Genomic DNA, 24306 nt, shown 5'->3' with positions numbered 1-24306 from the left:
CCGGTACGCCGAAGACCCGCCCGGAGTCGGGCGGGTCTTCGGACTGGAGGAGGTGAGAAAGGTCTGTGGCGTCAGCTCATGTGACGCTGGGCGATGGCGAGAAGCTCCTCGCGGACCGCGGGCGAGTTGGCGGAACGCAGCGCGTGCTCGATGGCGCGGGCGCGGCGGTTGGCGTCGCGGCGGGTGCGGATTCGCTCGATCATGCTCATCTTGGGTCTCTCCTCCTGGCTATTCGGTTGTCAGCCCCTTGATGTCTCTATTTAAGCGCACCGGGCCCGTCATCGCCATCGATTATTAGGTGAGCTGAACCACGTACCTACGGATCGTAGGTCCACCCACCCCTCGGTCCTATGATTCCGTTCCCAAAACGGTTACGGCCGGTGTGCCGGGCGTTCACCCTCGGCACACCGGCCGTAACCGGAGCGGTGGTTCGTCAGGTCCAGGCGAGCAGCGCCGCCTCCGGGTCGGCCAGGAAGTCCCCGATGTCGCGGAGGAACTTCGAGCCCAGCTCACCGTCGATGATCCGGTGGTCGAAGGACAGGCCCAGCGTGGTCACCAGGCGCGGCTTCACCTTGCCCTTGTGCACCCAGGGCTGCTCCCGTACCGCGCCGAAGGCGAGGATCGCCGACTCACCCGGGGGCAGGATCGGCGTACCGGTGTCGACGCCGAAGACGCCGACGTTGGTGATGGTGAGCGTGCCGCCGGACATGTCCGCCGGGGACGTCTTGCCCGACTTCGCGGTCTGCACGAGTTCCGTCATCGCGTCCGCCAGCTCGCGCAGCGAGAGCCGCCCGGCGTCCTTGATGTTCGGCACGATCAGGCCGCGCTCGGTGGCCGCCGCGATGCCGAGGTTGACGTACTCCTTCACCACGATCTCGTCGCCGGCCCAGGTCGAGTTGACCATCGGGTGCCGCTTGACCGCCAGGAGCACCGCCTTGGCGACCAGCAGCAGCGGCGAGACGCGTACGTCCCGCCACTCGCGCCGGTCGCGCAGCCGGTCCAGCGCCTTCATCGCCCGGGTCACGTCTACGGTCAGGAACTCCGTCACGTGCGGGGCGGTGAACGCCGAGCGGGCCATGTTCTCCGCGGTGAGCTTGCGTACCCCCTTGACCGGGATGCGCTGCTCGCGGTCCGCGCCGAAGCTCGCGGCCGACGCGGCCGGTGCCGCGACCGTCAGCGGCTCGGCCGCCGCCGGAGTCGCGCTCGCCGCCCGCTGTACGTCCTCACGGGTGATCGAGCCGAGCGGACCCGAGCCGGTGAGCGTGGCCAGGTCGATGCCGAGATCCTTCGCCAGCTTGCGGACCGGCGGCTTGGCGAGCACCGGACCGGAGACCCGGCCGTTGCCGTTGACCGCCGCCGCGGGAGCGGGCGCCACCGGCGCGGGGACGACAGGCGCGGGTGCCACCGGGGCGGCGGCCTGAGCCGGTGCCGCAGCCGGCGCGTCGCCCCCCTTGCGGGGGCGGCGCTTGGCCGGGGCGTTGCGCGGGCCGTAGCCGACCAGCACGGCGGTACGCCCACCCGGGGCCACACCACCGATCAGGCCCGGCTCGACCATGCCCTCGGCGGGCGCGACCTGGACCGCGGCGAGCGACGCCGCAGACGGTGCGGGCAGGTCCGACGCGGGGGTCGCGGTCGTCGACTCCTCGATCGGCCCGGCGTTCGGGTCGGTGTCGATCGCGATGATCGGCACGCCGACCTCGACCGTCGACCCCTCCGGGTGGAAGATCGCCTGCACCCGGCCGGCCCACTTCGCCGGGATCTCGACCGCCGCCTTGGCGGTCTCCACCTCGACGATCGGCTGGTTCAGCTCGATGTCGTCGCCGACCTTGACCAGCCAGGCGAGGATCTCGCCCTCGGTCAGGCCCTCGCCCAGGTCGGGAAGGTTGAACTCCTTGATCCGGGACATGCCGCTCACCAGCCGAACGTGCGGTCGACGGCGTCGAGCACCCGGTCCAGGTCGGGCAGGTACTCCTCCTCCACCCGGGCGGCCGGGTAGGGGGTGTCGAAGCCGGTCACCCGCAGCACCGGGGACTCCAGGGAGTAGAAGCACTCCTCGGTGATCCGGGCCGCGATCTCCGACCCGAGACCCAGGTTGCCCGGGGCCTCGTGCACGACCACGCAGCGGCCGGTGCGCCGCACCGACTCGTACGCGGCGGTCAGGTCCAGCGGCGAGATCGTGCGCAGGTCGATGACCTCCAGCTCGCGGCCGTCCTCGGCGGCGGCGGTGGCCGCGTCGAGCGCGGTGCGGACCATCGGGCCGTACGCCAGCACCGTCGCGTCGGCGCCGGGCCGCGCGACCCGGGCCGAGTGCAGCGGGTACGCGTCGGCGATCGGCGCGTCCAGGTCCACCGGACCCTTCTCCCAGTAGCGCCGCTTCGGCTCCAGGAACACGATCGGGTCGTCCGAGGCGATGGCCTGCTGGATCATCACGTACGCGTCCTGCGGGTTCGCGCAGCTCACCACCTTGAGACCGGCGGTGTGTGCGAAGTACGCCTCGGGCGACTCGGAGTGGTGCTCGACCGCCCCGATGCCGCCGCCGAACGGGATGCGGATGACCATCGGGATCCGCACCTTGCCCTGCGAGCGGTAGTGCATCTTCGCCACCTGCGACACGATCTGGTCGTACGCGGGGTAGACGAAGCCGTCGAACTGGATCTCGCAGACCGGCCGGAAGCCGCGGATGGCCAGGCCGACGGCGGTGCCGATGATGCCGGACTCGGCCAGCGGGGTGTCGATCACGCGCTGGTCGCCGAAGTCCTTCTGGAGACCGTCGGTGATCCGGAACACGCCGCCGAGCTTGCCGACGTCCTCGCCCATGATGACGACCTTGGGGTCGTTCTCCAGGGCCCGCCGCAGGCCGGTGTTGAGCGCCTTGCCGAGGGTGAGCGTCTCCGTGGCCATCAGTGCGCGCTCCCCTCGAAGGACTCCATGTACTGCGTGAACCGGGCCCGCTGCTCGTCCAGTTCGGGAGAGCCGTTGGGGTAGACGTGGTCGAACATGGTCACCGGCTGCGGGTCGGGCATGGCGAGCACGCGCTCGCGCAGGTGCACCGACTCGGTGCGGGCCTGCTCGTCGACAGCGGTGAAGAACGACTCGTCGGCGATCTTCTGCTTGGTCAGGAACGCCTTCATCCGGGCGATCGGGTCCTTCGCCTGCCACGCCTCGACCTCGCTGGCGATGCGGTAGCGGGTCGGGTCGTCGGAGGTGGTGTGCGCGCCCATCCGGTAGGTGTACGCCTCGATCAGGCTCGGGCCCTGGCCGTTGCGCGCGTTGTCCAGCGCGTGCCGGGTCACCGCGTACGACGCGAGCACGTCGTTGCCGTCCACCCGGACACCCGGGAAGCCGAACCCGCCGGCCCGCCGGTACAGCGGCACCCGGGTCTGCCGCTCCAGCGGCTCGGAGATGGCGTACTGGTTGTTCTGGCAGAAGAACACCAGCGGGGCGTTGAAGACGCTGGCCCAGACGAACGACTCGTTGACGTCGCCCTGGCTGGTGGCGCCGTCGCCGAAGTAGGCGATGACCGCCTCGCCGTCCTCGCCGCCGGTCTTGCCGTCCATGGCGACACCCATGGCGTACCCGGTCGCGTGCAGGGTCTGCGCCCCGATCACGATCGTGTACATGTTGAACTTGAACTCGTTCGGGTCCCAGCCGCCCTGGTCGACGCCGCGGAACAGGCCCAGCGGCATGATCGGGTCGATGCCGCGGCAGTAGAGCACGCCGTGCTCGCGGTAGGTCGGGAAGGCCATGTCCTGCGTACGCAGCGCCCGGCCGGAGCCGACCTGCGCGGCCTCCTGGCCCAGCAGACTTGCCCACAGTCCCAGCTCGCCCTGGCGCTGCAGAGCGGTGGCCTCGGCGTCCAGCTTGCGGACCAGCACGAGGTCGCGGTACAGCCCGCGGTACTCCTCGTCGGTGAAGTCGACGCGGTACTCGGTCCCGTCCGGGCCGAGCGCGCTCTCGATCCGCTCACCCTCGGGGGTCAGCAGTTGTACGAGTTCCGGTTCACCGGTCGCGGCGGCGCGTCTGGTTCGGGGTGCGGCCCGCTTGCTGCGGGTGGCGGCCCCGGGGTCGCCCTTTGCCATCCGTCTCTCCCTGTCTGTCTGCGCCGGCGCCGGGGGTTACCCGAGCCGAGCACCTCGTGCGCCCGCCCGGCTGGTGCCGGGTCGGTCCCTGGCGACCGCGCCTGACCCCGGTAGGGGTTGCCGCGCGGCGTGAGCCGGAGTCGGTCGGGGACAGACCCAGGCCCGGGAGCGCCGGCGCCGTTCCGCACCAGCCGCGGGGTACGCGGAGGTGGCGGCTGCGTTGCCGTCGTGTCTGAATGATTGCAGAGGAGGTGAGCGGGCCCACAGTATGGCCTCCCTCGCCGGTGAGGTTCGATCGGGTTCACGACGGATAAGCGCTTTTGTCCGCAGTGGTGGGTGCGGCCGACGCACAAAATGTGTGTCGACACGCGGTTGCGGCTGGTGAACTGAGCGTCACTGGGTCAAGCTTGCGGTGAGCTGTTGCGCGGCATTTGTCCGAATATCCGCGCGTGCTCTTCGTCCATCCGTGCGTGAGGAGTGTGCCGGTGTCCGAACCAGAGGGTCCACCAGGTACGCCCTTCCTCGGCCGGCACCGGGCACTGCCCGCCTCCCCGTACCGCCGGGTCGTGGGCGCCCACCGCGCCACCGGGACCGGCGGTCCCAGCCGCGGCTACCTGCTCACCGTGGCGTTGCTCGCCGGCACCGCGTCGATGCCGATCCTCGCCGCGATCAGCACCGGATCCGCCACCGTCGGCAACAGTGCCCTGCCCGACACCAGCACCCCGTTCCTGCCGACCCCCTCGGTCGGCCCGGTGGTCATCCCGATGCCCCAGGGCACCCAGGCCCCGGCGCCGTCCACGGCCACGCCCGCCGTCGACGTGACCTCGGTGCCCCCGGCGCGACCGGTGCTCCCGGCGGCGCCGGCCCTGCCCGACGACAGCGACCTCGGCTCCCGGCACCGGTCCCGCCCGGTCGCCGCGCCCCCGCCGCCGGCCGCGCCGGTCCGGCCCACCCCGGTCCGCCCGCCGCGCCCGTCGCCGGTGCCCTCACCGTCGCCGTCGCACTCGCCGTCGGACCCGGCCACGCCGACGCCCGAGCCGAGCCCGAGCCCCGAGCCGTCGGTCACGACCGCCGAGCCGACGCCCTCGGCAGGTTCGTCCGAGCCGTCCAGCCCATCGGATCCGTCCGGCCCCGCCGACCCGTCGAGTTCTGCTGATCCGTCGGGTTCTGCTGATCCGTCGGGTCCTGCCGATCCGTCGGGTCCTGCCGATCCGTCCGCCACCTCTGTTCCGTCCGGCCCGTCGGTGTCCCACACCTCATGATCGACACCACTCCGGCGTAGTGGTGTGGTCCCGCCCGGCCCGATGCAGCCACTTCGCCGAGGTGGTGTGGATCAACGAGCTCCGGGGGCCTGGCCCTCGTGGGGTGGGGTGGTCTGGAGGGCGCGGGCTGCATGATCAACACCGTTGCGGGGTGGTGGTGTGGTTCCGGCCAGTTCGAATTAGCCACCTCGCCGAGATGGCGTGGATCAACGAGGGGTGAGGTGATTGGGGGCCGGCGCCCGCATGATCGACACCAGTACGGCGTGGTGGTGTGGTCACGAGCGGCTTGATACGGCCACCTCGCCGGAATGGTGTGGATAAACGAGGTTCGGGGGAAGCCCTGCGTGTCGGGCGGGGTGGTCCCGATGCGCGCGGGTCGCATGATCGACACCACTTCGCCGTGCTGGTGTGGTTCCGACCGGCTCGATGCAGCCACCTCGGCGAGGTGGTGTTGATCAACGAGGGCAGGGCCGAGGCCATCGGGTCGGTCACCCGCATGATCGACACCAGTACGGCGTGGTGGTGTGGTCACGAGCGGCTTGATACGGCCACCTCGCCGACGTGGTGCCGATCATGCGAACGGGAATGCCTAGGCCGGGTCGTCAGTGAGGCGGTGGCGGTTCGCCTCGATCCAGGCGTTCAGCGCCTCCGGGTCGTCCGGGTCCACCCCGTCCGCCATGAGCTGCGCCACCGCCGCGGTGGCCGGGCTGCGCCGCTCACCGGTGCTGTAGAGCCGCGCGAACTCCGGGACCATCTCGGTGATCGCCTCGTCCGTCCGGGCGGCCGCCGACTGCGACAGCCCGCGCTGCCGGGCCGCGTACGTCGCCCAGGCGCGCAGCACCCGGGGCAGCATCGCCGCGTCGTCCATGTCCAGCACGGCCCGGCGGTGCACCCAGTCGAGCAGGAACAGCTCGGCCACCATCGGGCTCCACCGCATCGGGTCGGCATCCGGGAAGCTGGCCGCGTGGTCGAGCAGCAGGCCGAGGCAGAAGTGCAGCGAGGCCAGCTCGCCGTCGGCCACCTCGGGCAGCCCGAACCGGGTCGCCTCGGGTGAGTCGAGGAAGGCACGCACCAGGCGGGTGCGCTCCTCGTCGGTGGGCGGCGGCATCACGGCCGGACCGGCCGGCGGCGTCGGCCCCGGGAGCGCGGCCAGCCGGGCGCCCACGAGCGCCCGGTCGGTGGCCAGCGAGCCCTGTGCGGGCAGCTCGGTGAGGTCGTCGGTGACCGCCAGGTGGCGGCTCACCTCGGCGTGCATCCGGGCCGGGTCCTCGGTGCGGAACCAGGTGAACTCGTCCTCGGTGCAGATCTCCCGGGCCTGCTCGACGATCCGTCCGGCCGGGCCGCCGACGAAGACGTCCTTGGTGATGCCGATGTTGTGGTCGACGAGGGCTACCAGGGCGTGCTCCGGGCCGCCCTCCTCCTCGTCGTCGTACGCGAACGTGGCGAGGTAGGAGGTCTGGTCGCCGTACACGTCGCCGTACGCCCAGGCGCCGGTGACGCGCACCCGGCCGAGCTGGCCGGCCCACGACGGGGCGTACGCCCCGGGCCGGACCCGGGCGGCGCCCTCGGCGTCGGGCACCAGCGCGGCGAAGACGGCCCGCAGTGTGGTCGCGGCGGCGCTGCGGCGCCGGGACGTGGCGGCGAGGAAGCCGCTGACGAACTCGCGGACGGCCTGCTCCCGGTCGTGCTCCGCGACGGCGTAGACGCTGCCCAGCAACGCGGCGCCGAGCATCTCCGCGTCCAGGGCCGAGTCGAGCCTCGTCACGTCGCGCGCGGCGTGCAGCACCGCGTCGTAGGGGGTCTGTGGCGTGGCCATGCATCGACCCTACGCCGCACCGGCCGCCCCCACACCGGTCAGCACGCCGGGTTCAGTGCCGTCCCGCCTCGCGCAGCGCGTCCCGGGCCGTGCCGTAGCGCGCCAGCACCGCCCAGACCGGGTCCAGCACGTACTTCTCGGAAACGCTGCCCACCGACGTGAGCAGGCGTTGCTCCGCCCGCGCCCGGGCCCGCCGGGCCGCCCACCCGATGACCGGCCGGGTCAGCGCCGCGATCAGCAGCCCGGCCAGCAGGCCGCCGAGCAGCAGGACCGTGGGCCAGGGCACCACGCCGAGCGTCGGATGCTCCAGCGGCGGCAGGCCGAGCAGGCGCACCGCGTACCCGACGAGCAGCCAGACCAGGCCGGCCAGCGCGGCGAGGGTGACCACCCACTGGAGCGCGCCGACCACCCGCCACCAGGCGGGCCGCCGGTCCATGCCCAGGTCGGTCGCGGCGACCGCGTGGTCGAGCGCGCCCGGCAGGTCGGCCTGCCGGGCCCGGGCCGCGGCGGTCACCGCGGCGGGCCACGGCGCCGGCAGGCCGCTCGCGGACCGCTCGGCCACCGCGCGGATCGCCAGCGTGACGGCGGAGCGCTGCGCGGCTGTCGGATCGGGTACGGAGGTGGCAGCGACCAGGCTCTCCGCCGGCGCGTTCGGGTCCCGCCCGGACAGGTGCAGCCGGCGCAGCGGGTCCGGCCGCAGCTTGCGCCAGCTCCGCAGCAGCGGCCAGCCGGTGTTGCCGACCGCCCGGTGCCGGTACGCGCCCTCGACCGCCGCCGCCACGGTCGGCACCCCGGCCGCCCCGGCGAGTGCCCGGGTCAGCTCCTGAGCCGAGGCGTCACCGGGCCGGGTGCGCGGCGGTTCCGGCCCCACGAGCGGTTCGAGATCGGCCACCACGCCGTCCACGTCGCCGGAGAGCCGGCGCAGCGCGGCCTGCCGTTCGGCGACCGTACGCTCCAGCTCGGTCCGCAGCCCCTCCAGCCCGTTCGGGTCCACCGCGACGGTCGGCAGCAGCGGTACCCCGCCCAGCCCGTCGGCGTCGAGCAGCCGGCGCAGGTCGTCGAGGACCTTCGGCAGCTCGGTGGGGTGCAGCCGGTCGGCCTGGTTGAGCACCACGACCGTGACGTCCTTGTGCCTGTGGAACTCGCGCAGGTAGCTGGTGTGGATCACGCGGTCGGCGTACTTCTGCGGATCGACCACCCAGACCACCAGGTCGACCAGGCCGAGCAGGCGGTCCACCTCCAGCCGGTGGCCGTGCTGTACCGAGTCGAAGTCGGGCAGGTCGAGCAGGACGAGGCCGTGCAGCCCGGACTCGTCGTCGGCGTCCAGCGGGCTCTCCCGGACGAACCGGTGCCGGGGCAGCACGCCGATCCAGTCGAGCAGCCGGACCGCGCCGTCGAGCGGGCCCCACACGCAGGCGTGCGCGACACCCGTCGTGGGCCGGCGTACGCCCACCGGGGAGAGGTCCAGCCGGGCCAGCGAGTTGAACAGGCTCGACTTGCCGCTGCCGGTCGCACCGGCGAGCGCGACCACCGTGTGGCGGCCGGAGAGCGCGAGCCGGTCACCGGCGCGCTCGACCACCGTGTGCGCGGCGACGAGCTGGGCGTCGGGCACGTGGCCGTCCACCGCGCCGAGGAACCGCTGGATCGCGGTGAGCCGTTCGATCAGGGTGTCCGGGTCGACCCGCTGCTCACCCCGCATCGCCTCGCGCATCCGTCCCACGATGTTGCTCACGGTGCCTTCCTTGCTCGCGACTGCGGGGCTCGCAGACCCGGCTCACTCCTCGCGCTCACGGGCGAACTTCCTGCTCGGGGGCCGGCGGGAACAGGCCGCTGCGGTGCCGGGCCCGCTCGACCTCGACGGCGGCCCAGCGCAGCGCCGCGCCGGCGTTGGCGGCGGGGCGCTCGGCCTCGGTGCGGCTCAGGTAACGCTCGGCCTCCTCGGCCAGCAGCTTGCCGACCCGGTCGAGCAGGTCGACGCGGGCCTTGCGGGCCAGGTTGCGGACCGCCTGGTCGCCGAAGATCGCCTGGAGCACCGTCTGCCCGGCCACCGCCGTACCGGTGCCCGCGGCCACCTCCAGGCCGGTCGGGATGAACGCGGTGGAGGCGAACACGCCGATCATGACGGCGAGACCGGTGGCGTTCACCGCGTACGCGGCCGTGCGGGCCACGAACCGCCGGTCGCCGCCCTCGACCCGGACCAGCTCCAGCACGCCGCGCTGCCAGTCGCGGACCAGCTGCTCGGCCCGCTCCGGCAGGTCGGCCGAGGGGTGGGCTAGGTCCGGCTCCAGCAGCGCCGCACCCGCCGGGTGCGCCTTCCAACCGGTGTACGCGTTCTCCGCCGCCTCGGCGGCCACCCCGCGCAGCAGCGTGACGAGCTGGGACTCGATCGCGGTACGCAGTTCCGCGGCGGGCGCGGGCCGCCCGGTGACCGCCGCGACCACCCGGTCGCGCAGCCGCCCGATGCGGGCCTCCAGCCCGCGGAAGAAGTCGCCGGTGCCGATGAACTCCTGCCAGCGCGCGAGCACCTCACCGCGCAGCAGCCGGCCGTCCCTGAGCCCCTGGTCGACGCTGCGCTCCGCGCTCCGGTACGCGGCCTGGACCCGTTCGTCCAGCGCGTCGGCGGCGCTCACCTGCTCGTCGGCGGCCTCGGCCAGCGTCTCCACCACCGGGTGCAGCGCGGCCAGCGCGCCGTCGAGCGTCTGCCGGACCACCGCGGCGCGGGCCTCGGAGTCGGCGGCGAGCCGGGCGAACCAGTCGCTCAGCGGCGCGGTGATCCGGTCCGGCAGCAGCCCCTGCCCGTCCACCCAGGTCTCCGGCAGCACGAACAGCGGCGAGGCGCCCAGCTCCTGCTCGGCGAGCATCTCGGACAGGTGGGCGGCGACCTCGTCGGCGGCCTCCGGGGGCACCCGGTCCAGCACCATCGCTACGGCGGTGCCCCGGGCCCGGGCGCTGCGCAGCAGTTCCCAGGGGACGGCGTCGGCGTACCGGGCGGCGGTGGTGACGAACAGCCAGAGGTCGGCGGCGGCGAGCAGCTGACCGGCGAGCGCCCGGTTGGCGTCGACCACCGAGTCGATGTCGGGCGCGTCGAGGAAGGCCAGGCCGGGCGGCAGCGCCGGCGCGGTGACCAGGTGCAGGGTGCCCGGCTGCTCGCTGGGCTCGGTGGTCCGGGTCAGGCCGGGCAGCAGCTCACCCTGCCGGAACCAGGCCGCGTCGGTCGGGCTGCACACCAGCACCGGAGAGCGGGTGGTGGGGCGGAGCACGCCCGCCGCGCTGACCCGAGCCTGGACCAGGCTGTTGACGAGTGTCGACTTGCCGGCGCCGGTGGAACCGCCGACGACCACCAGGAGCGGGGCGTCGAGCCGGGCCAGCCGGGGCAGCAGGTAGTCGTCGAGCTGGTCGGTGAGGCTGGTGGCGGCGTGCCGGGCCGGCTCGGCCGAGGGAAGGGCGAGCGGGAAGCGGGCCGCACCGATCGCCGCGCGCAGGCCGGTGAGCGCGGCGGGCAGGCCGTCGGCGGCGTGAGCAGGCTGGTCGTCGCCCGTGGTGGGCCCGGTGCGGGCTGCGACGGCGGGCGCGCCGGCACGGGTGGCGGAATCGCCATGCGTCGTCACCGCTAAAGCGTGCCCGACCGACGCAAGGTAAGACAACCGGACAGTAGTAACGGTCGGGTTGCGCCGGGTCGGCTCAACCCCGACTTGCGGATTGGCGATCGCGTGGCACTATTGAGTCAAGTTCACTCAACTTGTGGTGCGGTCGCTTACCGGCGACCCGCCGGGCAGGCCGTCTGACCTGCTCACCCGTTATGAAGCGAGGAAGCGAACATGGCACGTGCGGTCGGCATCGACCTCGGCACGACGAACTCCTGCGTCAGCGTTCTCGAGGGCGGTGAGCCCACCGTCATCGCCAACGCCGAGGGCTCGCGTACGACTCCCTCGATCGTCGCGTTCGCCCGCAACGGCGAGGTGCTCGTCGGTGAGGTCGCCAAGCGCCAGGCGGTGACCAACCCCGACCGGACCATCCGGTCGGTCAAGCGTGAGATCGGCACCAACTGGACCGTCGACATCGACGGCAAGAAGTACACCCCGCAGGAGATCTCGGCGCGCACGCTGATGAAGCTCAAGCGGGACGCCGAGGCGTACCTGGGCGAGCAGATCACCGACGCGGTGATCACCGTCCCGGCCTACTTCAACGACGGGCAGCGCCAGGCCACCAAGGAGGCCGGTGAGATCGCCGGCTTCAACGTGCTGCGGATCGTGAACGAGCCGACCGCGGCGGCCCTGGCGTACGGCCTGGACAAGGGCTCCAAGGAGCAGACCGTCCTGGTCTTCGACCTCGGTGGCGGCACCTTCGACGTGTCGCTGCTGGAGCTGGCCGAGGGCGTGGTGGAGGTCAAGTCCACCAGCGGTGACAACCAGCTCGGTGGTGACGACTGGGACCAGCGCATCATCGACCACCTGGTGAAGACGTTCCGCGGCGAGCACGGCATCGACCTCTCGCAGGACAAGATGGCCATGCAGCGGCTCAAGGAGGCCGCCGAGAAGGCCAAGATCGAGCTGTCCGCCGCCACCACCAGCAACATCAACCTGCCGTACATCACCGCCGGTTCGGCCGGCCCGCTGCACCTGGACGTGACGCTCAGCCGCGCCGAGTTCCAGCGCATGACGCAGGACCTGCTGGACCGCTGCAAGGGCCCGTTCGAGCAGGCCGTGAAGGACGCCGGCATCAAGATCTCCGACGTCGACCATGTCATCCTGGTCGGCGGCTCGACCCGCATGCCGGCCGTGACCGACCTGGTCAAGCAGCTCACCGGCCGTGACCCGAACAAGGGCGTCAACCCGGACGAGGTCGTCGCCGTCGGCGCCGCCCTCCAGGCCGGCGTGCTCAAGGGTGAGGTCAAGGACGTCCTGCTGCTCGACGTGACCCCGCTGAGCCTGGGCATCGAGACCAAGGGCGGCATCTTCACCAAGCTCATCGAGCGCAACACCACCATCCCGACCAAGCGCTCCGAGGTCTTCACCACCGCCGACGACAACCAGCCGTCGGTGCTGATCCAGGTGTTCCAGGGCGAGCGGGACATCGCCGCCTACAACAAGAAGCTCGGCACCTTCGAGCTGACCGGTCTCCCGCCGGCCCCGCGCGGCGTGCCCCAGATCGAGGTCACGTTCGACATCGACGCCAACGGCATCGTGAACGTGCACGCCAAGGACCTGGGCACCGGCAAGGAGCAGAAGATGACGATCACCGGCGGCTCCTCGCTGCCGAAGGACGACATCGAGCGGATGCGCCGGGACGCCGAGGAGCACGCCGACGAGGACAAGCGCCGCCGTGAGGAGGCCGAGACCCGCAACGTGGCCGAGGCGCTCCAGTGGCAGACCGAGAAGTTCCTCGCCGAGAGCGGCGACAAGCTGCCCGGCGAGAACCGTGACCAGCTCAACGAGGCGCTCGGCGAGCTGCGCAGCGCCCTCGGCGGGCAGGACATCGAGAAGATCAAGTCCGCGCACGAGAAGCTGGCGCAGGTCTCCCAGCAGGCGGGCTCGCTGCTCTACGCCCAGCAGCAGGAGGGCGAGCAGACCGCACCGGGTGCGGCCGGGCCGGGTGCCGGCGCGGGCGCGGCCGGTGGCCCGAAGGCCGGTGGCGACGACGACGTGGTCGACGCGGAGATCGTGGACGAGGACAAGAAGTGACATCCGGTCCCGGACACGATTCGCACCGCAGAGGGATGAGGTAACCGCATGACGGACAAGCCACGAGCGGCCGACCCGGGTGCCACCGGGTCGGCGCCGGGCGCCGGCAAGGACACCGGCGACGAACCCCGGGTCGTCATCCGCGACAAGCGCAAGCTCGGCAAGGTGACCGAGCAGCCGGCGAACGACGCCTCGGCGGCCGACGCGGCCGCCGACGCGCCCGCCGAAGGGCTGGTCGAGGAGGCCGAGGTCGTGGTCGACGAGATCGGCGGCGAGGCCGAGGTCAGCGGTCCGACCGTGGTCGACTCGCCCGCCGAGCCGAACGGCGGGCCCGGCACGGACACGCCGCTCGGCGCCGAGCTGGAGTCGCTCCGCACCGACCTGGAGGAGCTCACCCGCGACCTCCAGCGGGTGACTGCGGAGTACGCCAACTACCGCAAGCGGGTCGACCGGGACCGCAACCTGGTCCAGGAGCAGGCCACCGGGGCGGTGCTCACCGCGCTGCTGCCGATCCTCGACGACCTGGACCGGGCCCGCGAGCACGGCGACCTGGTGGGCCCGTTCGGCAGCGTGGCCGAGCAGCTCACCGGCGCGCTGGCGAAGTTCGGCCTGACCGCGTTCGGCGAGAAGGGTGACCCGTTCGACCCGACCCGGCACGAGGCGGTGGCGCACCAGACCTCCGCCGACGTGACGGAGCCGACCTGCGTACAGGTCATGCGCCGTGGTTACCAGCTCGGCGAGCGGCTGCTGCGGCCCGCCATGGTCGCGGTCGCGGACCCGGAGTAGTGCCGACCCGTGACGTCCCGCCCGCCCGCACCGGGCGGGCGGGACGACCGGGGTTCGACCCGTGGAAGGGGGTGGACCGGTGAGTTCCAAGGACTGGATCGAGAAGGACTACTACGCCGCGTTGGGCGTGGACAAGTCCGCCTCCTCGGACGAGATCAAGAAGGCGTACCGCAAGTTGGCCCGGGAGTCGCACCCGGACCACAACCCCGGCGACACCGGTGCCGAGGAGCGGTTCAAGACCGTCTCCGAGGCGTACGCGGTGCTCGGTGACGAGAAGAAGCGCCGCGAGTACGACGAGATGCGCTCGCTGTTCGGCTCCGGCGCCTTCCGGCGCAGCGCCCGCGGCGCGGGCCAGCCGGGCGGCATGCCGTTCGACGTCTCCGACCTGTTCGGCGGCGGCGCCGGCGGCGGTGACAACCGGTTCAGCGGTGGCGGCTTCACCGACCTGTTCAGCTCGATCTTCTCCGGCGGCGCCGGCGGTGGCCCGGCACGTCCGCGCGGCCCGGCCCGCGGCCGGGACGTCGAGACCGAGGTGGCGCTCGACTTCGACGACGCGGTACGCGGCGTCACGCTGCCGCTGACGCTGCGCGCACCAGGCGTCTGCGACACCTGCCACGGCAACGGCGCGAAGCCCGGCACCCAGCCGGTGGCCTGCCCGGTCTGCCACGGCGCCGGCGTGACCACCCGCAACCAGGGGTCGTTCAGCTTCTCCGAGCCGTGCCGCAACTGCCAGGGCGTCGGCACGATCGTCGAGGAGAAGTGCCCGGAGTGCCACGGCACCGGCGGCGTCACCAAGACCCGCACGCTGAACGTGCGCTTCCCCGCCGGGGTGGCCGACGGGCAGCGGATCCGCCTGGCCGGCCGGGGCGAGCCCGGCGAGCGGGGCGGTCCGGCGGGTGACCTGTTCGTGCAGGTGAAGGTCCGCCCGGACGAGCTGTTCGGGCGCACCGGGGACGACCTGACCCTGACCGTCCCGATCACGTACGCCGAGGCGGTTCTCGGCACGGACCTGCGCGTGCCGACCCTGGACGGGACGGTGACCCTGCGGGTGCCACCGGGTACGCCCAGTGGGCGGGTGCTGCGCGCCCGCGGCAAGGGCGTCGTACGCAAGGACGGCCGCGCCGGTGACCTGCTGGTCACGCTTGACGTGGTGGTCCCGGCGAAGGTCTCGGACGAGGCGCGGGCGGCGCTGGAGACCTTCGCGGCGCAGACTCCGCCCGCCGCGCGGGAACATCTCGAAGCGCGGGTACGTCGATTCAGTTGACGGCGGCACCGGAGGTGAGCGGGCATGTCGGAGGAGTACGTCGGCTCGGGTGACCCGGCCTACGAGGCCAAGGTCTTGATGATCTCGGTGGCCGCGCGGATGGCGGGGATGCACCCCCAGACGCTGCGCCAGTACGACCGGCTGGGCCTGGTGCAGGCCGGCCGGGCGTCCGGCGGCGGTCGCCGGTACAGCGTCCGGGACGTGGTGCTGCTCCGCGAGGTGCAGCGGCTCAGCCAGGACGACGGGATCAACCTGGCCGGGGTCAAGCGGATCATCGGGTTGGAGCGGCTGCTCGAAGAGGCGCAGCAGCGGGTGGCCCGGCTGGAGGCGGAACTGGACGCCGCGTACCGGCGGATCGCCGAGCTGGAGTCACTCGGCGGCTTCCCCCGCGGCGACCTCGTGCCCACCAACCGCACGTCCACCGCGCTCGTCGTCTGGCGTCCGCGCCGCGCTCCCGACCGCTGACCTCGTACCTGAAGGCCGGCGCGCCCGCTCCCCCGGGGCCGCGCCGGCCTTCGTCGTTCCCCGGGCGGTCCGCCGCCCGGGTCGGGGAAAGCCGGGGTACGGCAGAGCGGGGTCGACTACGATTTTCCGCAGGGGCAAAAAGCCTCAAATCGGAATCCGGGCTGGCGGGGGGAGCCATGACGGAACCGGCGAAGAAGGTGGCCGAGCGCGCGGAGGAACGGCTGGAGAAAGTGGCCGAGAACGTCCGCGAGCGGTTCGACCGGGTCACCGAGGGACGCTTCAGCGACAAGGTCAAGGAAGGGCGCTTCGCCGACCAGACGGACCACGGTGTGGACCGGGCGCGGGACGACGAGCGGCGCAAGAAGCAGGGCGGGTCGACCTAGACGATCCGCCGACGTGCGGGCCGGGATCCACGGGGGATCCCGGCCCGTTCGTGTCCCGAGGGCCGAGCGGGCACCACGCACCCGCCCTCGCGGTCGATCATGAAGTTGGCGGCGACAAACCGGACACCAAACACCGCCAAGTTCATGATCGACCAGGCCGGACGGGTCGAGGTGGCTGGGCGACGCTGACCCCGGGGGGACGGATGGCGTCAGAGTCGGCGGTTCTCGCGGACCAGGCCGCCCTCGCACCAGTCCCGGTAGACGAAGAGATCCGGCCGGGCGAGCAGCACCCGGCTGTTGTGCGCCCAGTTGCGCATCAGGTCGTCGCCGGACTTCTCGGCCTGCTCGACCAGCTTGCGGAACCGGCGCTTGGGGTGGGCGCGGAAGTTCGTCCGGATGCCGTCGGCGGCGTAGATGTAGAGGCAGTGCAGCGCGAACCGCCGCGCCGGGCAGCCCTGGTCCATCGCCAGATCGAACAGCGTCTGCACCAGGTGGTCACCGGCGACCAGCAGATCCCAGTCCGGCGGCATCGAGGTCAGCGGCACCGAATCCGGCTGATACGCCCACGACCGAAGCTCGGCGGGCGAGGGATCGACCGGGTTGGCGAAGCCGTGGAACGTCTCTTCCTGCACGCTCACCGGCCGACCTTCCGCTTGCGCTGGCGGGGGCACAGGCCACCCGCGGACCCTGGCTGCTGGGCCGAAACGTTAACGCGGTTGGACGGAGCAGGGGTAGACCTTCCCGGGATCAATTTGACAACGCCGGGCCGGATCTGCCCCCGGCTGATCCGGCCCGGCCCGGTCAGTCGCCGGAGCCCAGGGGCAGCGGCGCGGGCGGCCGTGCGGCGGCGGCGCGGGTGCGCAGCCACTGCTTGAACCACGGGCTGTCCGGCAGGCGGGCGAGCAGCGGCCCGGTCACCACCGTGATCAACACGTACGCGGTGGCGAGCGCGGCGAGCTTCGGCTCCACCGGGTAGACGGCCGCGACGGCCAGCCCGGCGATGACGATGGAGAACTCGCCGCGCGGGGTCAGCGCCAGGCCGGCCCGCCAGCGGCCGGGCTCGGCGATCCCGGCCCGGCGGGCGGCCAGGTAGCCGGTAGCCACCTTCGTCGCCATGGTCACCACTGCGAGCAGCAGCGCGGGCAGCAGTACCGGCGGCATGTCCAGCGGGTTGGTGACCAGCCCGAAGAACACGAAGAAGACCGCGGCGAACAGGTCACGCAGCGGGGAGAGCAGCTCGGTGGCGTGGTGCGCCACCGGCCCGGACAGCGCGATGCCCACCAGGAACGCGCCGACCGCCGCCGACACCTGGAGCTTGGCCGCGACACCGGCGACCAGCAGGGTCAGGCCGAGTACCCCGAGCAGCAGCGCCTCCGGATCCTTGGCGGAGAGCGCGGCGGAGATCAGATGGCCGTACCGGATCGCCACGGCCAGCACCACGACGACGGTGAACACCGCGATGGCGAGCGCGATGCCGCCCTTCATCAGGCCGACCCCGGCGAGCAGCGCGGTGACCAGCGGCAGGTAGAGAGCCATCGCCAGGTCCTCGATCACCAGGACGGACAGGATCACCGGGGTCTCCCGGTTACCGACCCGGCCCAGGTCGCCGAGCACCTTCGCGATCACGCCGGACGACGACACCCACGTGACGCCCGCGAGCACCACCGCCGCCACCCAGCCCCAGCCGAGCAGGAGCGCGAAGGCGAACCCGGGCAGCGCGTTGAACACCGCGTCGATCACGCCGGCCGGCGCGGCGGACCGGAGGTTGCCCACCAGTTCGTTGGCGCTGTACTCCAGGCCGAGCATGACCAGCAGCAGGATCACGCCGATCTCGGCACCGACCGCGAAGAACTCCTCGCTGGCGTTGAGCGGCAGCAGCCCACCGTGCCCGAACGCCAGGCCGGCGAGCAGGTACAGGGGGATGGGCGACACGCCGAAGCGACGGCTCAGCCGGCCGAGCAGGCCGAGCAGGAGCAGCAGCGCACCGACTTCGATGAGCAGGATTGTGGTTTCGTGCATACGCGTCAGCCGTCCGGATCGGTCTCGGCGAGGATCGCGGTCACGCCGTCGAGCCCCTGACGGGTACCGACCACGACGACCACATCGCCGGCTTCGAACCGGAAGGTGGGATCGGGCGAGACGTTCACGGCGCCCTGACGCAGCACGGCCACGATCGACGCGCTGGTCCGGGTGCGTGCCTTGGTGTCCGCGAGCCGCCTGCCGACGTACTTCGACCCCGCCGGGATGGCGATCTGCTCGGTCAGCAGCCCGGCGGCCTGCTCGCGCAGACCGGAGAGCTGACCCAGCATCAGCGACGCGCCGAGGATGTCGGCGAGCGCCTCCGCCTCGTCGTCGGTCAGGGGTATGTCGTGTTGGCAGGAGTCGGGATCGTCCGGGTCGTATAGGACCAGGTCGCGACGGCCATTGCGGTGGGAGACCACGCCGAGCCGGCGGCCGGACTCCGTCATCAGATCATGACGTACGCCGATCCCGGGCAGGGCGGTCTGTTCGACACGTACTCGCACGCGGGTGAGGCTACTCCGGGCGCGCACGTGCTGTTTCCGGGGCCGAACTGCAGACTGGTCGATGCGGCTCGGGCGGCTCGTCTAGTCCCGTTCGGCTACGAACACGCCGACACCTTCGAGCGTTTCGGTGAGACCCGTCGCGCGCAGGATCATCATCGCCTTGCCGACGACGGTGTCGGAGACGGCGTACTCCTTGCACAGCTGGGCGCGGCTCGGCAGCTTGGTGCCGGGTGGCCACTCGCCCGAATCGATCTTGCTCTTCAGTTCGTCTGCGAGCACTTGGTACTGCTGTTTGGGCATACACACTCCCCGGATGGCACGCCCATTCGACCATGCAACCGCCTCCAACCTCAAGCAATTGTGGGTTGGTCGTTGACCTACAACTGGTACCGATTGTAGGTTGCTGGCGAACGCTCCCGGATGGCACCTGGAGCTTTCCCGGGTCGGGGCGGGCATCCCCCGTGGCTCGTCCCGACCCCCGTCCTCCGCGAGAAGGGACAGTGTCGTGCGCAATCTCCTGCGAATACGTCCGAAGCGGCGGAAGGGGGGCCCGCCCAACTCCGCGCCGGTCGGCGCCTACCGTTCCGCGTCGTACCTTCCGCTGCGGCCCTGGCAGGTGCGGGGCCGCCGCTTCACGACGTGCCGTCGAGGGCTGGACCCGGCCGAGGTCGCGGCATTCCTGGATCGCGTCGCCGGCGATCTCGCCGCCGCGTACGCCGAAGTCGCCCGGAGCCGTGAGGAGACGGCCCGGATCAAGGGCGCGTTGCGCGAGTGGCAGTCCCGGCAGGCACCGTCGATGCGTGACCTGGCCGGGCGGCCGTGACCGGGCGGTACGTGATCCATCTGCCGGTGCGCGCGGCCGATCTGGCCCGGGCGAAGATGCTCGGCCGCACGGCCGGGCGGTCGTTGGCGTTCCTCGCGGTGGTGGAGTTGGGCGGGATCACCGTCTCGGCCGAGGACGACCAGGCCGTACGCCATTGGGTGTTCTGCGACCGCAAGCTGGACGGCGGCCGGCGTTGCGTGCTGCGCGCCGACCACGAGACCCCCTGCCTGGCGCGCCTGCCACGTCGCTGAGATCTTGGTACGAAACGGCCCCTCCAAGGGCCTTTTCGTACCAAGATCTCTCCGGCCGGATCGGATGAGGGTGACTCAGGTCACAGGGGTGGAGTTGAGCGGAATAGACTCAACTCTGGTTGTGTCATGTCCAGTGGACACGCCGATCCGGGGGAGCCCATGAACACGGAACGTCTCACCACCAAGAGCCGCGAGGCCATCACCGGTGCCGTCGCGCTGGCGAACCAGCGCGGTCACGCCACCGTGGAGCCCTGGCACCTGCTGCTGTCACTGCTGGACACCGAGGGCTCGACCGCCGCGGGCCTGCTGCGCGCCGTCGGGGCCGACCCCGCCGAGCTGCGCCGCGTCGCCCAGCGGTCGGTCGACGCGCTGCCTGCCGCACGCGGGTCGAGCATCGCCGAGCCGACCCTGGCCCGCGAGTTCGTCAACGCCATCGGCGCCGCCGAGCAGATCGCGCGGCCGCTGGGCGACGAGTACACCTCCACCGAGCACCTGCTGGCCGGGCTGGCCCGGGTCGGCGGCGCGGTCTCGGTCGCGCTGAAGAACTCCGGCGCCACCGAGGAGAACCTGGTCGCCGCGTTCCCGACCGTCCGGGGCGGCGACCGCCGGGTGACCACCGCCGACCCGGAGCAGACCTACCAGGCCCTCGCCAAGTACGGCGTGGACCTCACCGCCAGCGCCCGCGACGGCAAGATCGACCCGGTGATCGGCCGGGACTCGGAGATCCGCCGGGTGATCCAGGTGCTGTCCCGGCGTACGAAGAACAACCCGGTGCTGATCGGCGAGCCGGGCGTCGGCAAGACCGCGATCGTGGAGGGCCTGGCCCAGCGCATCGTGGCCGGCGACGTGCCGGAGTCGCTGCGGGACAAGAAGCTGGTCTCGCTCGACCTCGGCGCGATGGTCGCCGGCGCGTCGTACCGCGGTCAGTTCGAGGAGCGGCTGAAGTCCGTGCTGGAGGAGATCAAGAACTCCGACGGCAAGGTCATCACGTTCCTGGACGAGCTGCACACCGTGGTCGGCGCCGGCAAGGGCGAGGGCTCGATGGACGCCGGCAACATGCTCAAGCCGATGCTGGCGCGCGGCGAGCTGCGGATGGTCGGCGCGACCACGCTCGACGAGTACCGCGAGCACATCGAGAAGGACCCGGCCCTGGAGCGCCGCTTCCAGCCGGTGCTGGTCGGCGAGCCGACCATCGAGGACACCATCGGCATCCTGCGCGGGCTCAAGGAGCGCTACGAGGTGCACCACGGCGTACGGATCACCGACGCCGCGCTCGTCGCCGCCGCCGCGCTCTCCGACCGGTACATCACCGACCGGTTCCTGCCGGACAAGGCGATCGACCTGGTGGACGAGTCCGCGTCCCGGCTGCGCATGGAGATCGACTCGCGCCCGGTCGAGGTGGACGAGATCGAGCGGGCGGTACGCCGGCTGGAGATCGAGGAGATGGCGCTGGCGAAGGAGCCGGACGCCGCGTCCGCCGAGCGCCTGGAACGGCTGCGCAAGGAGCTGGCCGACAAGCGCGAGCAGCTCACCGCGCTCTCCGAGCGCTGGCAGACCGAGAAGAGCCACATCACCAAGCTCTCCACCGCCAAGGAGGAGCTGGAGCGCCTCGGCGGCGAGGCCGAGCGGGCCGAGCGCGACGGCGAGCTGGAACGCGCCGCCGAGCTGCGGTACGGCCGGATCCCCGCGCTGCGGACCGAGCTGAAGCAGGCCGAGGAGGAGCTGGCCCGGCTCCAGGCCGACGGCGCGATGCTCAAGGAGGAGGTCGGCGCGGACGACATCGCCGCAGTGGTCGCCTCCTGGACCGGCATCCCCGCCGGTCGGCTGCTCGAAGGCGAGACCGCCAAGCTGCTGCGGATGGAGGAGTCGCTGCGCGGCCGCGTGGTCGGCCAGGCCGAGGCGGTCGGCGCGGTCTCCGACGCGGTCCGCCGCGCCCGGGCCGGCGTCGCCGACCCGGACCGCCCCACCGGCAGCTTCCTGTTCCTCGGCCCGACCGGCGTCGGCAAGACCGAGCTCGCAAAGGCGCTCGCCGAGTTCCTCTTCGACGACGAGCGGGCCATGGTCCGCATCGACATGAGCGAGTACGGCGAGAAGCACTCGGTGGCCCGCCTGGTCGGTGCCCCGCCCGGGTACGTCGGCTACGAGGAGGGCGGCCAGCTCACCGAGGCGGTGCGCCGCCGGCCGTACTCGGTGATCCTGCTGGACGAGGTGGAGAAGGCCCACCCGGACGTCTTCGACGTGCTGCTCCAGGTGCTCGACGACGGCCGGCTCACCGACGGTCAGGGTCGTACCGTGGACTTCCGCAACGCGATCCTGATCCTCACCTCGAACCTGGGCTCGTCGGTGATCAGCGACCTGACGCTCACCGAGAACGAGCGCCGGGAGGGCGTGCTCGCGGTGGTCCGGTCGCACTTCAAGCCGGAGTTCCTCAACCGGCTCGACGACATCGTGGTGTTCGCCGCGCTCCAGGGCGAGGACCTGCGCTCGATCGTGGACATCCAGCTCAACCGGATGCGAACCCGTCTTGCGGACCGCCGGTTGGGCCTGGAGATCACCGAGGCGGCCCGGACGTGGCTGGCCGAGCACGGGTACGACCCGATCTACGGTGCCCGCCCGCTGCGCCGGCTGGTGCAGTCGGCGATCGGCGACCAGCTCGCCAAGGCGCTGCTGGCCGGTGAGATCCGCGACGGCGACACGGTCCGCGTCGACCTGTCCGACTCCAAGGAGTCCCTGGCGGTCACCGCCGCCTGACCCGTTTCATCCGCGAAGGCCCGGCCGTCCCCGGCCGGGCCTTCGCCGTCCCCGGCCGCGCCGGCCCGCGTGCCGCTGGTGCTGCGTGCTGCGGGTGCTGCGGGTGTTAACAAGGGGCCCTTCCTCTACCGGAGGCGTTAACAGGGGGCCCTTCCTTGTGGTTGGAGGGGGTGGTGGGGTGGGCACATAGTGGGGCATGAGCGGGAGCTGGGAACGGGAACTGGACGCGGCCGTGCGGGAACTCGACCGCGCGGACACCCTCGCCTTCGGCGGGGTGGGGCTGGCGGGGCAGATCCTGCCCGCGACCGAGGCGTACCGGACGCTGGAACAGGGGCTGCGGGAGCACCCGGAGGCGGCCCGTAAGCGGGTCGACAGGTTGCTCCGCAAGGGCTCGCCGGCCGGCCGGGCGTACGCGGCCACGTTGCTGGAGGCTGTCGACCCGGCCGCCGGGCGGGACGCCTGGGCGCGGCTGCGCGGCGACGACGGTGAGTTCACCACGTTCTCCGGCTGCCTCATGGGCCGCGCCACGCTGGGCGAATACGCCGCCGACCGGCTCGCCGGTGCCGAAGGTAGCTGAGCGCACACTCAGCGAACGGGACTTCAGAAGGCGTGCGTGCGGTTGTTACCGTTCCCGCCGAGCGCGTTGGGGGAGGCGGCAGTGAACGGTTCGTTGGCGTACGTGGTGACCACGCTGGGGTGCCTCGTCGGGGTGGCCGGTGTGGTGATCGCCGTGATCGCGGTACGGAAGTCCCGGTCGGCGTCCCGCCCGAAGACGAAGGCGGCTCCGGGTGACCCGTTCCGGGACCGGGACGCCGACGCGCTGCGGGGTGACCCGCGTGCCCTCAAGCCCGGCGACATCGTCGAGATCCGCACGGTGCCGTACACCGTGCGCGGCTCGGTGCACCTGGTCGAGGGCGGCTGGAGCTGGGCGGAGCATCTGCTCGACGACGCGGGCGGCGTGAAGCGCTGGCTCTCCGTCGAGAGCGACCCGGACCTGGAGATGGTGCTCTGGACCAGCGAGCCGGGGGCCACCGTCACGCCTGGCGCCCCGACGCTGGAGATCGCCGGCCGCCGCTACAACTGGGACGAGTCGGGTCAGGCCCGGTACACCGCGACCGAGGGCACCGGCCTCGACCCGCACGGCACCATGCGCTACTACGACTACCAGGCGCCCGGCGGCGCACGGCTGTCGTTCGAGGCGTACGGGGAGGCCGGCTGGGAGGTCAACCTCGGCGAGGAGCTGCGCCGCGCCGAGGTGATGATCTACCCGCAGGGTGGCCCGGAGACGGTGCGCTGACGTGCTCGTCTGTCTGGACGCGCCGTACGTCGACACCAGCGCCGCCGATCTGAGCCTGGCCCTGGGCAGCCCGGAGCTGCCGGCGCTGGCCGTACGCGACATCGACCTGCCCGGCCTGCCCCGGCTGCGGCTGCGCCTGCTCGGCGCCTCCCACCAGGTGGTGCTCGGCACGCTCACCGAGACGGTCGCCTGCCTGCCCGGCCGCCCGCCGCACCTGCCGGGCACGCTGCACGACGAGATGGCCGGCTACCGGTTCCTCGCCACTGTGCTCCGGCCGGAGGGCGACGGCCTGCGTACCCGGGTCGCGGCGCTGCGCGCCGAGCTGGCCGACGACCCGTATGCGCTGATCGGGGTCTTTCCCGGCGACGAGGACGCGGTCACCGCGCTCTCCGTGCGGCCCGGCCCGCCGGACGGCGCGCTCGCCTGGCGCACCTGGCACGCCTACCCGCAGACCAACGAGCTGGTCCTGACCGAGACGGTGGTGGAGGAGCTGTGACGTACCGACGGTGGTTCGTGGTAGGCGTGGCGGTCGCCGTCATCGGCGCGCTCATCGCCGCCTTCACGATCTTCTACGGCAACTTCTCGCCCCGCGGCTACGTGGAGGACAACTTCTCCCGCGCCACCGGGCGGGACATCGGCTCGAACGCGATCGCGTACACCTCGAACAAGGCGCCGAGCGAGGTGTCCAAGCAGATCACCGACGCCTGGAAGCCGGCCGACCAGTACGTCGACGGCAGCGGCGTCTACCTGCGCTACGACGACGACTCGGTGGTGATCCTCCCGCTCGCCGTCGGCTCGGTGATCCTGCTGGAGAGGATGACCACCGCCTACCCGCGGTACCACAGCGTCGTCGGCAACAGCTGGGGCTGGGGCCGAGGCAGCACGGTCCGGGGCGGCGGCCCCGGCTCCGGCAAGTAGCCCTG

24 protein-coding genes are annotated in these 24306 nt (G+C 72.2%); 12 read left to right on the top strand and 12 right to left on the bottom strand.

All coding sequences use genetic code 11. The features are described 5' to 3' along the window. Positions 1 to 71 precede the first annotated feature (71 nt). The 8 genes from OC439_RS07500 to OC439_RS07465 all read right to left on the bottom strand — a co-directional run bounded on the left by OC439_RS07500 (position 72) and on the right by OC439_RS07465 (position 10765). Positions 72 to 209, bottom strand: coding sequence for a hypothetical protein (locus OC439_RS07500; protein WP_013283356.1), 138 nt, complete (start codon positions 207 to 209; stop codon positions 72 to 74). 224 nt (positions 210 to 433) lie between these two features. Beyond that, a complete protein-coding gene (locus tag OC439_RS07495) occupies positions 434 to 1906 on the bottom strand; it encodes a dihydrolipoamide acetyltransferase family protein (protein ID WP_262013017.1) in 1473 nt (490 codons plus the stop codon). Between the two features lie 5 nt (positions 1907 to 1911). Beyond that, on the bottom strand, positions 1912 to 2901 hold the full coding sequence (locus OC439_RS07490) for an alpha-ketoacid dehydrogenase subunit beta (RefSeq protein ID WP_013283358.1): 990 nt from the start codon (positions 2899 to 2901) through the stop codon (positions 1912 to 1914). Further along, complete coding sequence (pdhA, locus tag OC439_RS07485; RefSeq protein WP_013473399.1) at positions 2901 to 4079, bottom strand: pyruvate dehydrogenase (acetyl-transferring) E1 component subunit alpha; 1179 nt, start codon at positions 4077 to 4079, stop codon at positions 2901 to 2903. Before pdhA ends, OC439_RS07490 begins: the two co-directional genes overlap by 1 nt. A 610-nt stretch (positions 4080 to 4689) precedes the next feature. Next, positions 4690 to 5145 carry a hypothetical protein gene (locus tag OC439_RS07480; protein ID WP_262012811.1) on the bottom strand — a complete coding sequence of 152 codons (456 nt, stop codon included), beginning with the start codon at positions 5143 to 5145 and terminating at the stop codon, positions 4690 to 4692. A gap of 785 nt (positions 5146 to 5930) precedes the next feature. Continuing rightward, on the bottom strand, positions 5931 to 7157 hold the full coding sequence (locus tag OC439_RS07475; protein WP_262012810.1) for a hypothetical protein: 1227 nt from the start codon (positions 7155 to 7157) through the stop codon (positions 5931 to 5933). A 52-nt stretch (positions 7158 to 7209) separates the two neighbouring features. Beyond that, positions 7210 to 8868, bottom strand: coding sequence for a GTPase (locus OC439_RS07470; protein WP_262013016.1), 1659 nt, complete (start codon positions 8866 to 8868; stop codon positions 7210 to 7212). Positions 8869 to 8944: 76 nt separating this feature from the next. After that, entirely contained in the window at positions 8945 to 10765 is a 1821-nt protein-coding gene (locus OC439_RS07465) for a dynamin family protein (RefSeq protein WP_262012809.1), read from the bottom strand. A gap of 210 nt (positions 10766 to 10975) precedes the next feature. On the opposite strand from OC439_RS07465, the gene dnaK reads away from it, so the two are divergent. From dnaK to OC439_RS07440, 5 genes are all read left to right on the top strand, one after another. Next, positions 10976 to 12838, top strand: coding sequence for a molecular chaperone DnaK (gene dnaK, locus OC439_RS07460; protein ID WP_013473404.1), 1863 nt, complete (start codon positions 10976 to 10978; stop codon positions 12836 to 12838). Between the two features lie 48 nt (positions 12839 to 12886). Next, entirely contained in the window at positions 12887 to 13624 is a 738-nt protein-coding gene (grpE, locus tag OC439_RS07455; RefSeq protein ID WP_262012808.1) for a nucleotide exchange factor GrpE, read from the top strand. 79 nt (positions 13625 to 13703) lie between these two features. Beyond that, positions 13704 to 14888, top strand: a complete 1185-nt coding sequence (dnaJ, locus tag OC439_RS07450; RefSeq protein ID WP_262012807.1) for a molecular chaperone DnaJ — start codon at positions 13704 to 13706, stop codon at positions 14886 to 14888. Positions 14889 to 14912: 24 nt separating this feature from the next. Then, positions 14913 to 15353, top strand: a complete 441-nt coding sequence (locus tag OC439_RS07445; protein WP_120572381.1) for a heat shock protein transcriptional repressor HspR — start codon at positions 14913 to 14915, stop codon at positions 15351 to 15353. Positions 15354 to 15529: 176 nt separating this feature from the next. Next, entirely contained in the window at positions 15530 to 15736 is a 207-nt protein-coding gene (locus OC439_RS07440) for a hypothetical protein (RefSeq protein WP_013283368.1), read from the top strand. A gap of 209 nt (positions 15737 to 15945) precedes the next feature. On the opposite strand, the gene OC439_RS07435 is transcribed toward OC439_RS07440, so the two are convergent. The 4 genes from OC439_RS07435 to OC439_RS07420 all read right to left on the bottom strand — a co-directional run bounded on the left by OC439_RS07435 (position 15946) and on the right by OC439_RS07420 (position 18561). Further along, positions 15946 to 16374, bottom strand: coding sequence for a hypothetical protein (locus OC439_RS07435; RefSeq protein WP_262012806.1), 429 nt, complete (start codon positions 16372 to 16374; stop codon positions 15946 to 15948). 163 nt (positions 16375 to 16537) lie between these two features. After that, the gene (locus OC439_RS07430) at positions 16538 to 17755 is read right to left on the bottom strand and encodes a cation:proton antiporter (RefSeq protein ID WP_194800188.1); all 1218 of its coding nucleotides are present in this window, start codon (positions 17753 to 17755) and stop codon (positions 16538 to 16540) included. Between the two features lie 5 nt (positions 17756 to 17760). Beyond that, entirely contained in the window at positions 17761 to 18261 is a 501-nt protein-coding gene (locus OC439_RS07425; protein WP_047892103.1) for a cation:proton antiporter regulatory subunit, read from the bottom strand. 81 nt (positions 18262 to 18342) lie between these two features. Further along, on the bottom strand, positions 18343 to 18561 hold the full coding sequence (locus OC439_RS07420) for a winged helix-turn-helix domain-containing protein (protein WP_262012805.1): 219 nt from the start codon (positions 18559 to 18561) through the stop codon (positions 18343 to 18345). A 205-nt stretch (positions 18562 to 18766) separates the two neighbouring features. Between OC439_RS07420 and OC439_RS07415 the strand changes: the two genes are divergently transcribed. The 7 genes from OC439_RS07415 (at position 18767) to OC439_RS07385 (ending at position 24301) form a co-directional block, all read left to right on the top strand. Then, positions 18767 to 19084, top strand: coding sequence for a DivIVA domain-containing protein (locus OC439_RS07415; RefSeq protein WP_410054895.1), 318 nt, complete (start codon positions 18767 to 18769; stop codon positions 19082 to 19084). Next, complete coding sequence (locus OC439_RS07410; RefSeq protein ID WP_120572377.1) at positions 19081 to 19335, top strand: hypothetical protein; 255 nt, start codon at positions 19081 to 19083, stop codon at positions 19333 to 19335. The genes OC439_RS07415 and OC439_RS07410 overlap by 4 nt, the downstream gene beginning before the upstream one ends. Positions 19336 to 19494: 159 nt before the next feature. Further along, positions 19495 to 22086, top strand: a complete 2592-nt coding sequence (clpB, locus tag OC439_RS07405) for an ATP-dependent chaperone ClpB (RefSeq protein ID WP_262012804.1) — start codon at positions 19495 to 19497, stop codon at positions 22084 to 22086. 196 nt (positions 22087 to 22282) lie between these two features. Beyond that, on the top strand, positions 22283 to 22663 hold the full coding sequence (locus OC439_RS07400; RefSeq protein ID WP_262012803.1) for a hypothetical protein: 381 nt from the start codon (positions 22283 to 22285) through the stop codon (positions 22661 to 22663). Between the two features lie 81 nt (positions 22664 to 22744). Then, positions 22745 to 23383 (top strand): DUF4178 domain-containing protein, encoded by a 639-nt coding sequence (locus OC439_RS07395; RefSeq protein ID WP_262012802.1) that lies wholly within the window; start codon positions 22745 to 22747, stop codon positions 23381 to 23383. A 1-nt stretch (position 23384) separates the two neighbouring features. Further along, on the top strand, positions 23385 to 23879 hold the full coding sequence (locus OC439_RS07390; RefSeq protein WP_262012801.1) for a DUF2617 family protein: 495 nt from the start codon (positions 23385 to 23387) through the stop codon (positions 23877 to 23879). Next, positions 23876 to 24301, top strand: coding sequence for a DUF4247 domain-containing protein (locus OC439_RS07385; RefSeq protein WP_262012800.1), 426 nt, complete (start codon positions 23876 to 23878; stop codon positions 24299 to 24301). Before OC439_RS07390 ends, OC439_RS07385 begins: the two co-directional genes overlap by 4 nt. Positions 24302 to 24306: the final 5 nt, after the last annotated feature.

This window comes from Micromonospora sp. Mcm103 (assembly GCF_024519755.1).
In the GTDB taxonomy this organism is placed as follows: Bacteria; Actinomycetota; Actinomycetes; order Mycobacteriales; family Micromonosporaceae; genus Micromonospora; species Micromonospora aurantiaca.
The sequence above is the reverse complement of the archived record's forward strand: the minus strand, read 5'-3'. Positions and strand labels throughout refer to the sequence as shown.